The 12,952-nt window shown below is 44.6% G+C and carries 9 protein-coding genes; 3 read left to right on the top strand and 6 right to left on the bottom strand.

Annotated features, from left to right (window positions below):
• Positions 1–36: 36 nt before the first annotated feature.
• Both HHA43_RS05055 and dapB read right to left on the bottom strand, forming a co-directional pair.
• The gene (locus HHA43_RS05055; protein ID WP_416240601.1) at positions 37–654 is read right to left on the bottom strand and encodes an START domain-containing protein; all 618 of its coding nucleotides are present in this window, start codon (positions 652–654) and stop codon (positions 37–39) included.
• 156 nt (positions 655–810) lie between these two features.
• A complete protein-coding gene (gene dapB, locus HHA43_RS05050; protein ID WP_168541890.1) occupies positions 811–1,632 on the bottom strand; it encodes a 4-hydroxy-tetrahydrodipicolinate reductase in 822 nt (273 codons plus the stop codon).
• Between the two features lie 283 nt (positions 1,633–1,915).
• Between dapB and HHA43_RS05045 the strand changes: the two genes are divergently transcribed.
• On the top strand, positions 1,916–2,212 hold the full coding sequence (locus tag HHA43_RS05045; RefSeq protein ID WP_168541888.1) for a hypothetical protein: 297 nt from the start codon (positions 1,916–1,918) through the stop codon (positions 2,210–2,212).
• Positions 2,213–2,305: 93 nt separating this feature from the next.
• Here the strand turns inward: HHA43_RS05045 and dnaJ are convergent, their stop codons facing one another.
• The 4 genes from dnaJ to HHA43_RS05025 all read right to left on the bottom strand — a co-directional run bounded on the left by dnaJ (position 2,306) and on the right by HHA43_RS05025 (position 8,357).
• Positions 2,306–3,421: a molecular chaperone DnaJ gene (gene dnaJ / locus HHA43_RS05040; RefSeq protein WP_168541886.1), complete on the bottom strand. Its 1,116-nt coding sequence runs from the start codon at positions 3,419–3,421 to the stop codon at positions 2,306–2,308.
• A gap of 128 nt (positions 3,422–3,549) precedes the next feature.
• On the bottom strand, positions 3,550–3,927 hold the full coding sequence (locus HHA43_RS05035) for a hypothetical protein (protein WP_168418340.1): 378 nt from the start codon (positions 3,925–3,927) through the stop codon (positions 3,550–3,552).
• Positions 3,928–4,062: 135 nt separating this feature from the next.
• Complete coding sequence (locus tag HHA43_RS05030; protein ID WP_168541884.1) at positions 4,063–7,197, bottom strand: efflux RND transporter permease subunit; 3,135 nt, start codon at positions 7,195–7,197, stop codon at positions 4,063–4,065.
• A 2-nt stretch (positions 7,198–7,199) separates the two neighbouring features.
• The gene (locus HHA43_RS05025) at positions 7,200–8,357 is read right to left on the bottom strand and encodes an efflux RND transporter periplasmic adaptor subunit (RefSeq protein ID WP_168541882.1); all 1,158 of its coding nucleotides are present in this window, start codon (positions 8,355–8,357) and stop codon (positions 7,200–7,202) included.
• 412 nt (positions 8,358–8,769) lie between these two features.
• Here HHA43_RS05025 and HHA43_RS05020 point away from each other — a divergent pair, with 412 nt between their 5' ends.
• Together HHA43_RS05020 and ppc are read left to right on the top strand one after the other, a co-directional pair.
• On the top strand, positions 8,770–9,384 hold the full coding sequence (locus HHA43_RS05020; protein ID WP_168418343.1) for a TetR/AcrR family transcriptional regulator: 615 nt from the start codon (positions 8,770–8,772) through the stop codon (positions 9,382–9,384).
• A 595-nt stretch (positions 9,385–9,979) separates the two neighbouring features.
• Positions 9,980–12,664, top strand: coding sequence for a phosphoenolpyruvate carboxylase (gene ppc / locus HHA43_RS05015; protein WP_168461031.1), 2,685 nt, complete (start codon positions 9,980–9,982; stop codon positions 12,662–12,664).
• Positions 12,665–12,952: the final 288 nt, after the last annotated feature.

The raw sequence follows: 12,952 nt of genomic DNA, 5'->3' as shown, positions 1-12,952 counted from the left end.
TTTTCTAAGATTAAAAATTCAGCGCAACTCAATTACTTAACGCAAAATTTCCGGCAACGCCTTATAATTACCGCTTTTGCTTAATTCAATTTTCATTTTTTGCAGCATTTGATACGGTTGCTGCTGCACAAACATATTCACAAAACTTAAAGGAATCGAGCCTTCAGGGTTAGCATAGCCATAGGTACTGACCTTGACTTTCTGATTGCCCAATTTCTGAAATGTCCAATCTCCCTCATACTGCCGAATACGCACATAGTTAGGATTCAGCGGATAGCCGCCTTCAATGGCTGTATTTTGAATGCTGATGACTCCCTGTGCATCTTTGCTCATTTTTCCTTTAACCACCAAATCTCGGTCTTTCAAGGGAAATGGAAAATCCAGCACCATATACAATAAGAACTCACCTTTTTGATCATCTCGTGACAAGACTTTAACGCTGCCCACATAAGGCACCCATTTCACAGCATGATCAACATCTAAAATTAAAGCAGCTGCTTTTTCTAAAGGCACATTAAAGGTAGTTTCTGCCTTGTATAAAAATACAGGACTAGACTGCTGTTGATAGGTCCAGACTTTAATATTGTTTTTATGAATACTGAGTTTGGCATGTTCAAGGCTTTGCGCATGCGTGATACAGCTACAGGCGATCATGCCAAGAATTGGCAGAATTTTTTTCATTATCTTGTGCATCTTATTTTAGTTTTGTGTGGGGTCTGATGCTTCATCATCCATGACATCAGACCCTAGTTTTAACTGCAGATCACGATTTGTTCAAGCAGTTTTTATTATTTTATCATCAGCGGCGATTTAAACTTGAATATCGTTAAAGCCTAGTACATCTTTCATGTCGTATTTACGGGCTTCACGTCCAACTACCCAAGCTGCCGCACGAACAGCACCTGCAGCAAAGTTCATACGGTTGGTGGCTTTGTGAGTAATTTCCACGCGCTCACCATCGGCAATAAACATTGCGGTATGCTCACCGACAATATCGCCACCACGAATGGTTTGAAAGCCGATGCTCTTGCGTTCACGCGCACCGGTATGTCCTTCACGGCAGTAAACGGCATCTTGTTTAAGATCACGACCAAGCGTGGCCGCAATCGCCTCACCCATCATTAACGCTGTACCTGATGGTGCATCAACTTTATGACGATGGTGCGCTTCAATCACTTCAATATCGACAGTATCGCCAAAAACTTTGGCGGCTAATTCCAGCAGTTTGATTGATACGTTTACCCCAACTGAATAGTTGGCTGCATACACCACTGGGGTTTGTTGTGCCGATTCTTCCAAGACAGCTTTTTGTTCATCGTTCATGCCCGTGGTGCCAATCACAATAGCCACGCCTGCTTCACGGCAAAGTTTTAAGTGCTGTGCGGTTGCCGCAGGTGCAGTAAAGTCGATTACGACATCACAGTCACTCAATACTTGCTCTAGGCTACCCACCACTTTTACACCCAATGTGCCAACACCTGCCAACTCCCCTGCATCTGCACCCAACAGGCTGCTTTCTGGGCGTTCAACTGCTGCAGCCAATTGACAGCCTGCTTCCTGAACGGCCTGAATTAAGATGCGTCCCATACGACCGCCTGCGCCTAATACACCAATGCGTGGAGTTGCTGACATAGCATATTCCTAAAATAGATTCTAAATTGTGCTTACTATATCAAAACTCGCTGCTCAGACTAAGTTTGCTGCGCAAGTTTCTGGGTTTATTTTTATCGGAAAATTACCGTCTTTGGGGGAGCAAGTCAGACTTTAGATCATACTGGCTAATTTTTAGGAGATTTCCATTAAAAATTTATCAGCAAAAAGCTGTTTTTTATGTGAATTTCACAAATTTGCAAACTTGTATGCGCAGACTAGCCTGCACGCATGAGAACAATTGTAAAAATGAAAGGGGATTTACATGCATTCAAAGAAAATAGTCGCAGCATTACTGCTCAGCATGACCGCAGGACACGTTTTGGCAGAACCAGCAATTCAAGCAGGCGATACACTAGAAAGCCTGTCTAAAGTCCGTATTAGCGTAACGCTACAAGAACCCTTAGCGGTTGATGTGGATGCACCTGAACTTGAAACAGAAGCAGCGCAAACTGTAAATGTTGTAACAACTGAAAATACAGCTCAACCACAAACTGCCGTTGAAACTGCAAGCTCAGAAAATGCAGATGTTTTAGAAATAGATGTGCCTGAAGTCGAATAAAGCTAAGGCAGATACAACAAAGGCGATCCTCAAGATCGCCTTTATTTTTGAGTTTAGATGAGATGCTGCTTTGGCAGACCTCATCCAAATTTTTTAATCAAACAAACGATCAAAGAACGACTTCTTCTTTGGTGATGATTGGCTACCCTCACCTTCCATCGTCGCCTGTAACTCTTTTAACAATTCACGCTGACGCGCAGTCAAATTCACTGGTGTTTCTACCACGATACGGCATAACAAATCGCCCTGCATGCTAGTACGTACAGGTTTTACCCCTTTACCACGCAAACGGAACAATTTACCTGTTTGTGTTCCCTCAGGTACTTTCAGGCTGACACGACCATCAAGCGTTGGAATTTCAATTTCCTTACCTAGGGCTGCATCAGCAATGCTGACAGGCACATCCATATACAGGTCGGCACCATCACGCTGGAAGATTTCATGCTCACGCACCACCACTTCTACGTATAAGTCGCCCGATTGACCATCACGGATGGCTTCACCTTTACCAGTTAAACGTACACGGTCGCCATTGTCCACGCCTGCAGGAATAGTGACTTCCAAGGTTTGCTGACGGTCAGCAACACCCGAACCATGACATTGGTTACATGGGTTTTTGATGATTTTGCCTTGACCACGACAGGTGCTACAAGTTTGTTGTACCGAGAAGAAACCTTGCTGCATACGCACCTGACCCGCACCATGACAGGTTGGACAGGTTTCAACATCGTTTGGATTTTTTGAGCCTTTGCCATCACACGCTTCACACGGTGCTGGTGCAGTAAAGGTAATGGTTTTTTTCACCCCTTTTACCGCTTCTTCAAGGGTCAGTTCCATCACATAGCGTAAGTCTGAACCACGGCGTGCACGTTGCTGGCCACGACCACCGCCACCGAATGCACCACCGAAAATATCACCAAACTGGCTAAAAATGTCTTCTGCGCTAAAACCACCGCCGAAGCCACCACCACCGCCCATGCCACCTTCAAAGGCATTGTGCCCCATGCGGTCATACATACTGCGCTTTTCTGCATCCGATAAAATTTCATAGGCTTCTGCAGCTTCTTTAAATTTTTCTTCAGCTTCTGGGTTGTCTGGGTTACGGTCTGGATGATATTTCATCGCCAACTTACGGTAGGCTTTTTTAATTTCATCATCACTAGCGGTTTTGGCTACACCCAAAACCTCATAATAATCACGTTTAGCCATGTCTGGCGATGCTCCTCACGGAATTCTATTTAAAACTGAACTGATGTGTGAAATTGGGGTAAAACTGAGTTTTACAAGGGAAGACTGCTAAAAATTTTAGCCACATGCTGAATACAAGCGAAATGCTGTTAAAACACCGCTTTATTTTTTAAAAATTTGGACAGCCCTTTAATCCAAGCATTGAGTAAAAATAAGAAGGCGATCACGGCAAATACCACACCTGCCACAGTACAGGCTTTGACCCATAAAAAGGCATCCCAAGGAAAGAATGCCAAAGGAATAAACCACAGTGCAGCAAACAGGGCCAATACCGTGTAAATTACCACATTGCGCATGATCCATAACGCCTGCGCCTGTAACCAGACTTCGGTACTGTCCACCACAATCACTTTACGTGCATACCAATACGCCAAAGCACCACTCACCACAGTAAACAAAGCAAAAAACATAAACACGTAAGAGATCGCAACAGAACGGCGAAACTTTACCAAGTTATCTTGCTTCATAATGTGATTAAACCCCATGTGTGCCATGCTTTATTTTTTAATCTGGCGCATGCTGTGACGTATGCTAAGGCTGAAAAATATAAGGTGCTACTATATTGAAATTTTCCAAGTTTCGCACCCGTTATTATGTCACTTTTACAGATTATGTGGATTTTTTTTCACTTTAAACCACTGCGCATACAGTGCTGGTAAAAAGAACAGCGTCAACAAGGTTGCCACAATTAATCCCCCCATAATCGCCACGGCCATCGGGCCAAAGAAAATACTGCGAGAAAGTGGAATCATGGCCAAAACAGCCGCTAATGCTGTGAGTACAATTGGACGGCAACGGCGTACCGTGGCGTTAATAATTGCATCCCACTGCGACTCTCCTGCAAGAATGTCTTGTTCAATCTGATCAATTAAAATCAGGGAGTTGCGCATGATCATACCTGACAAGGCAATTGTGCCGAGCATCGCCACAAAACCAAAGGGTTTGTTAAACAACAATAAGAACAAGACCACGCCAATGATGCCTAGCGGAGCAGTCAAAAATACAATGAATGCACGTGACATGCTGCGCAGCTGAATCATCAACAAGGTCATCACCACAGCCAAGAAAAACGGCATACCCGCATTGACTGATTTTTGACCCCGCGCCGATTCTTCAACCGTGCCGCCAACTTCAATTAAATAGCCACTTGGCAAAGTGCCTTTATAGCTTTCAAGCTCAGGTTGGATCTGATTCACCACCGTTGCAGGTTGTAGGCCCGTACTAATGTCCGCACGCACAGTAATGGTTGGCAAACGATTACGATGCCAAATTAAACCTTCCTCAAAACGGTATTCAATTTGTGCAATTTGTGCCAACGGCACCGATGTTCCACGTGAAGTCGGTACAGCCAAACTGCTTAAGGATGCAACATCTAGGCGCTCACTTTGATCACCACGTAATCGAATTTCAATTAGCTCACGTTTTTCACGATATTGATTAATTGCCGCACCACTAATGGAGCTATTCAGGAAGTTAGCCAAATCCAGACTGGATACCCCCATTTGACGGGCACGGTCTTGATCAATTTGTAATTGAATAACTTTGCTTGGCTCACCCCAATCTAAATGCACATTGGTGGTATTCGGGTTGGCACTGACTGTGGCAGCCACTTGCTGTGCCCACTGTCGTACTTGAGCAAGGTCTTCTCCTGAAACACGGAATTGCAATGGATAACCTACAGGTGGGCCATTTTCCAGCAAAGAAACGCGGGTACGCACTTCAGGCAACAATAAACGGATCTGCTCCGATAAATTACGGCGAATTTCATCTCGATCATCTAAAGATGAAGCCAGCACCACAAATTGCGCAAAACTGGCTTGCGGCAATTGCTGATCTAGCGGTAAATAAAAACGTGGCGAACCTGTACCTATATAAGCCACATAATTGTCAATGCCCTCCTGTTGTGCCAAAAAGTCTTCCACTTTTTTGACTGCGGCCTCGGTGGCTTTGAGCGATGCACCTTCTTCTAGTTTTAAATCGACCAAAATTTCCGCCCGATTGGAAGGCGGGAAGAATTGTTGAGGTACCAGTTTAAACATTGCAATCGACAACACAAAAATCGCAACAGTGGCCGCAATTACGGTTTTACGATAGCGCACACAGGTATTTACCCATGACCGAAATACCTGATAGAAACGGGTTTGATACGGGTCATGCGCCTCACCAGCCTGATGTGCCACAGGCTGTGGCTCAGGTTGTTTACGCAAACGTGCCCAAAGACGTTGATACCACGGTGCGCGCTGCACATGTCGCTGAAAATCTGGCAATAATTTATCGCCCAAATACGGCACAAACAGCACTGCGGCAAACCATGACACTACTAAAGCAATGGTCACTACCTGAAAAATTGAACGGGTATATTCCCCTGTACTTGATGCTGCTGTGGCAATCGGTAAAAAGCCTGCTGCGGTAATCAATGTACCAGTCAACATTGGGAAAGCAGTGGTTCGCCACGCATGCCCAGCGGCTTGCAAACGGCTATAACCCTGTTCCATTTTAATCGCCATCATTTCAATGGCGATGATGGCATCATCCACCAATAAACCTAGGGCTAGAATTAAGGCACCCAGTGAAATTTTGTGCAGCCCGACATCAAACAAGTGCATGCCAGCAAAGGTCATGGCCAAGACCAGTGGAATAGAAAATGCCACCACCAAGCCTGTACGAAAACCCAGTGAAAAGAAGCTGACCAGCAATACAATAAACACTGCTTCGGCCAAGACTTTCATAAACTCATTCACACTGTGTTTGACCGCAACAGGTTGATCAGACACTTTTTGCAGCTGCATCCCTAAAGGCAAAGTCTTTTGCAAACGAGCAAATTCAGCTTCCAGATTTTCACCTAAAGCCAGAATGTCACCGCCTTTACGCATAGACACGGCAATGCCGATGCCATTTTCGCCCATAAAGCGCATACGTGGCTGGGCCGGCTCGCTAAACCCACGATAGACCTCGGCAACATCACCCAGTTGAATAGTGGTGCCATTCACCAACAGTGGCATTTGTTTCAGTTCATCAACACTATGTAATGCTCCGCTGACTCGTACCTGAATACGGTCTGACTCAGTTTCAAAAAAACCTGCACTGGCCACGCTGTTTTGTTGTTGTAAGGCTTGCTGAATGGCTGTGACTGGAATACCAAGTTGTGCAGCTTTAGTATTGGATAGTTCAATCCAGATTTTTTGGTCTTGTAACCCAACCAAATTGACTTTGGCTACATCTTTCACTCGCTGTAACTGTAGCTGCAAACGGTCGGCATATTCTTTAAGGGTGGCATAGTCATAGTCTGCGCCTGTCAGCACATAAATATTGCCAAAGGTGTCGCCAAATTCATCATTAAAAAATGGGCCTTGTACCCCTTGCGGCAGTTCATGGCGAATGTCATTGACCTTTTTACGCACCTTATACCAGACATCGGGAATTTGACTGGAACGCATGGAGTCTTTGGCAATAAAAGTCACCATAGACTCACCTGGCCGTGAATAGGCCATGATGCGTTCATAATCGCCCGTACTCATTAACTCTTTTTCGATGCGGTCTGTGACCTGTAACGACACCTCTTTGGCACTCGCACCCGGCCAATAGGTTTGAATTACCATCACTTTAAATGTGAATGGCGGGTCTTCACTTTGTGCCAGTTTTGAATAGGAGAAGATACCGACGATACCCAACAACAGCATCAGGTAAACCACTAGGCCTTTATTTTTCAGCGCCCATTCAGACAGATTAAACTTCATGCTTAAGGCTCCGTCTGTGTGGTGGTTGCACTTGTCGCAGAGTGACTTGCTGGTGTTTGCAGCACAGTTTTAACATCTATAGATTGATTGTCACGGTTAATCGGGCGAATTTTTTGACGATCACGCAGTAAATGTACACCGCCCATCACCACATAATCCTGTGGCTGTAAACCGCTGAGTACAGGTACGCTGTCACGCCCATAAGCCCCTAAGCTGACTGGTACTTGACGTACAGTCGAATCCGGCTGTAAGACCAAAACAAAGGCTTGTTGCTCGGTTGCCGATACGCTAGACAACGGTACATATAAACCCTGATGAGCTTGACGAGTGAGAAATACCCGCGCACTTTGCCCCAGTTGAATGTTGGCATTATTTTCCCGCAATGCGACTTTGACTTTAAAGGTACGTGACTGATCTGCTGCAGGTGAAATTTCCCGCACCGTACCAGCCAGACGGGCATCAGGTTGTGACCATAAACTTACTGTAGCCGCTTGCCCGACTTTGATATCAGTCACCGCCTGTTCAGGTACGCCAATCACCACTTCACGCTCACCCGCAATGGCCAGTTGATACGCCACTTGCCCTGCGGGCAAAACCTGACCAACCTCAATAAAACGCTCTGTAATCACCCCATTTTTTGTGGCACGCAGTCGGTTATAGGCAGTTTGATTGCTACTGACGGCATAATTGGACTGTGCCTGTTTCAACTGCGCCATGGCATGTTGATGTTGATTTTTTACTGCATCGTATTGTGAGCGACTGACTGCTTTCATAGGTAAAAGTTGTTGAAAACGCTGCAATTCATCACTGGCCACTTTTGCAGCAGATTCCGCACTTTCCAGTTGTGCCCGTGCTGCATTCAGTTGTAACGCAGCATCTTGCACATCTAAAGTAGCTAAAACTTGCCCCACTTTGACCTGATCGCCTACATCAACAAAACGCTGTGTGACCTGCCCAGCCACACGAAATGCCAAAGCAGTTTGCTGACGTGCCTGCACTTCACCTGCATAGCTTTTTTGTTCTGTATGCAAACTGCTCGGTTGCGTCACCATCACTAAAGGGACTTCCTGTTCAACCGCTGTGTTTTGTTTGTTACATCCCATTAAGGCAAGACAGCAAATCAGCATCAGGCTGGCAATGGCATTCTGAATTATGTTCATCAGGTTCGCTCTTATTTAAAATTCATTTTTAGGGCAGAATACGATAGGGGCTGCTGACACTTCGTCTATGTTTGCGACGACGCATATTTTTTAGCTGATTTAAGGCATGAGGTAGGAAATTTAGTCATTCTAAATGACTGGCTCATAACACAATAGCAGCAAAAATATGCTCGTCCTGAAAGGCTGTGGCTAAAACTTTCTCAGATTACGTTATGAAACTTGGCAATAGTCTCGCTATTCCCTGCGTTTCATGCCTGATCTGCTCAGTTTTAGCCTACAGCGCAAATCATTTATGAAATATCAGCAGGCCCTATATTAAATTGATTAGTTTTTAATTAATATACCACTGGGTACACTAATTAAAAACTGCAGCGTCATTTCAAGATTTACAGGTGTAAATTAGGATCAACTAGTGCAGCTTAATGTCGGACGACCAAAAGATTTAGAAAAACGCCAACGCATTTTAATGTCGGCAAAACACTTGTTTTTAAAGCTAGGCTTTCATGGTTCAAGTATGAATCAGATTGCGCGTGAAGCAGGTGTGACCAAATTAACGGTCTATAATCACTTTCAAGACAAAGCCACGCTGTTTTCCTGTGCCATTGAAGAAACCTGTGAAAGCCTGCTTAATGCCCAACCTCTACACTTAAGCGCAAATAGCGATTTTCGGCAGGCTTTATACCAAGCCTGTGAACTGTCTTTAACTTTGGTGAATATGCCTGAGGCAATTAAGCTAGAACACTTATTGATGGAACTGGCCTCTGAGCAAAATCCGTTGGCATTACAGTTTTACAATGCCTCACATGCCAAACTCAGAGCCATGTGGGAAAACTTCTTCCGCCAAGCCGTTGCATTGCAGTTTATTGAAGCAGATGCGCCCAAAACCCAAACTGAACTGATTGTGTCGCTCCTGCATGGTTTACGCCACCATGAAGTCCTACTTGGTGTAAGAGCCGTACCCAATCCAACAGAATGTCAGCACATTATTAATCACGCCATTGAAATTTTTATGCTGCGTTATGGCTGAACAGGTTAATTTTGCTGCCTCTTCTTACGTGATTTACAAATTCAAATCACGCAGTTTTAAGAAAATAAACAAACTCAACACTAATCACCATTCGATACGCAGGAATGTCATCCACAACCTGCGTGGTATTCGTTTTATTACTGTTTCTGCGAAACAATGAATAAGAGATAAACTGTAAGCAGGTTTTGTGGATGACAATGGTTTTGCCTACTTTTCCCGAAAGAAAAGTAGGTCGAACCGAAGGTTAATCCAGCTGTTTTCGTAACTTAGCAAAACGCTGCTCCCCCCTCATCACTACATATTGGTAGCAACTATGCATAAAAAATACTCTCAATGAGCATGAAAATTCACTTGGGACTCTAATACATTGATTATCTTAGAACCCATTACAAAAAAGGTTTATCTAAAGCGGGGGTTCTTTTACCAAATAGCATTCCACTCCACCCTGTATTTCTCTCCTAAATACTGCTGCTTGGCACTATAAGCTCAGATGCGCAAAATCCATGCAACTTTTGTAGATAGCCCGCTTGGATTGTAGATAAATCGGGGTATAGTCTTTTTAGAGTAGAAAAACACAGAACATGGAGAACAACGAATGATTCAACAAATTGATGCTCCTCTACGCGATGACGTACGCTTACTTGGGAACTTGCTGGGCGAAACCCTCAAGTTACACGCAGGACAAGATTTGTTTAATCAGGTCGAACAAATTCGAGCATTATCTAAAGGCGCACGTGATGGACAAGCCGAAGCAGAAAAACAGCTCGAACAACTATTTTTAAGCCTCGAAGATGATGAAATCTTACCGCTGACCCGTGCCTTTACCCACTTCCTGAACTTTGCCAACATTGCCGAGCAATACCATGTGGTGCGCAGCCGTCGTCAGAGTGAGTTTGATGAACATGCGGTTTCTCCCAACCCTTTAGACCGCTTATTTGAAAAATTTAAACACCATGAAATTTCTGCAGAAACTTTGTTTCAACAAGTCTGTGAACTAAAAATTGAACTGGTACTGACTGCACACCCAACTGAAGTCAGCCGTCGTACCCTGATTCAAAAATATGACGATATTAATGACTGCCTATTTAAAATGGATCAGCAAAAACTGACCCCACGTGAACGTCAGGCAGTTTTGGCAGATTTAAAACAGCTGATCAGCTCGGCTTGGCAAACCGATGAAATTCGTCAGCATCGCCCAACTCCAGTCGATGAAGCCAAATGGGGCTTTACCACCATAGAGCAGACCTTATGGAATGCCGTGCCTAAATTCATGCGTGAATTAGACGGCATTGTGCAAGAACATTGTGGGCAAAACTTGCCGCTAACCGTTGCCCCTGTGCGTTTTGCTTCATGGATGGGTGGTGACCGTGATGGCAACCCCAATGTCACTCATAAAGTCACTCAAGAAGTGCTGTGGCTATCACGCTGGAAAGCTGCAGAATTATATTTACGCGATATTGAAAACTTGCGTTGGGAACTCTCGATTCAGCAATGCAGCCCAGAACTGGCCGATGCCTTAGGACATTTCCATGCAGAGCCATATCGTGAATATTTACGTGACACTCGCGAACGTCTAAAAGCCACCCGTGATTGGTTGGCTGCCAAATTACAAGGCAAAGATGGCGATGACAGCTTGGTGATTAAAAGCAAAGATGAACTGTTACAGCCTTTATTGCTGTGTTATCGCTCACTCACCGCTTGCCAGCTATCAGAGATTGCCAATGGCAAATTGTTGGATCTGATTCATCGGGTCAACTGTTTTGGCATTGAATTACTGAAACTGGATATTCGTCAGGAGTCTGGACGTCATCGCCAAGCCATTTCAGCTATTACCGAATACTTAGGTTTGGGCAATTTTGAAACTTGGACAGAACAGGCACGTCAAAACTTCTTGCTACAAGAATTACAAAGCAAGCGTCCATTATTGCCAAAATTCATGCAGGAACCTGCACAAAGTCTGATTCAACACCCAGATGTGCAAGAAGTCTTTGCTACGATGCGTACTTTGGCTGCACAGCCGCAGGAAAGCTTGGGTGCCTATATTATTTCCATGGCGGAATATCCAAGTGATGTTTTGGCAGTGTTACTGCTACAAAAAGAAGCGGGTATTCAGCATCCTTTACGTGTTGTTCCCCTGTTTGAAACCCTGAAAGATTTAGATGGGGCTGCGCAAACCATGAATACCCTGTTTGGGATGCATTGGTATAAACAGCATATTCAGGGCAAACATGAGGTAATGATTGGCTATTCAGACTCAGCCAAAGATGCGGGCTTTATGTCGGCTAACTGGGCACAGTACCGTGCGCAAGAAGAATTAACAGCTGTAGCGCAACAACACGCTGTACAGTTGACCTTATTCCACGGTCGTGGTGGTTCAATCAGCCGTGGTGGCGCACCGACTCAGCAAGCGCTGTTTTCACAACCACCTGGCTCTATTTCAGGTGCAATTCGCGTCACAGAACAAGGCGAAATGATTCGCTTTAAATTCGGGCTTGAAGGCGTTGCTTTACAAAATCTGGAAGTCTATACCGCGGCAACCTTAGAAGCGACCTTAATGCCACCGCCAGTTCCTAAACCTGAGTGGCGCGAGTTGATGCACAACATGACTGAGTTATCAGTACAGGTGTATCGTCAAACTGTGCGTGAAAATCCACATTTTGTGAAATATTTACGCACCGTTACGCCAGAACTAGAATTGCAGATGTTGCCGCTCGGTTCTCGTCCTGCAAAACGTAAAGTCAGCGGCGGAATTGAATCCTTACGTGCCATCCCGTGGGTGTTTGCATGGACGCAAATCCGGTTGATGCTGCCTGCTTGGTTAGGTACAGGCGCAGCAATTAACCAAACAATCGATCAGGGACAAAAAGCCACTTTAGATGAAATGCTCAGCGATTGGCCTTATTTCCAGACTTTAATTGATATGTTGGAAATGGTGTTGTCTAAAGCCGACAGCAATATTGCATTGTATTATGAGTCACACCTGACCGATGACGAAGACTTGAAACAACTCGGTGAGCAACTGCGTCAACGCCTGCGTGATGCCGTAACAACGTTACTGACCCTCAAAGGTGAATCGCAATTGCTCAGCAGCAATGATGTGCTAGATCAATCAATGCGGGTGCGTAAACCGTATTTATTGCCACTGCATTTGCTACAGGCAGAGTTGATGAAACGTCGTCGCCGGTATTTGGCAGAACAACATGCCGAACATACCCCTGTCGATCATGCCCTTATGGTGAGCATTGCAGGGATTGCAGCAGGCTTACGCAATACAGGTTAAGCCTCTACGAATAGCACAACAAGCAGAGTCATGTACTCTGCTTGTGGCTTATTCACTCACTTAGAAATGGCTTGGGCTCATGCTTCATAAAGCCAAACACAGTGGACATAATAACGTGAAAGCAGACATGGACTAAGACATGCGTTACGAGGCAAAAAAACCAGCCTAAATTATGTGCAATTAAATTTATTCTTAGTCTGTTTTCATCTCACTAATGCCGCAATACATTCTTTAAATTTATAAATAAAATTACTTATTTATATTAAATTTAATTTTTAACAAATAGTA

This window comes from Acinetobacter sp. A2, assembly GCF_012371325.1.
Classification (GTDB): domain Bacteria; phylum Pseudomonadota; class Gammaproteobacteria; order Pseudomonadales; family Moraxellaceae; genus Acinetobacter.
The sequence above is the reverse complement of the archived record's forward strand: the minus strand, read 5'-3'. Positions and strand labels throughout refer to the sequence as shown.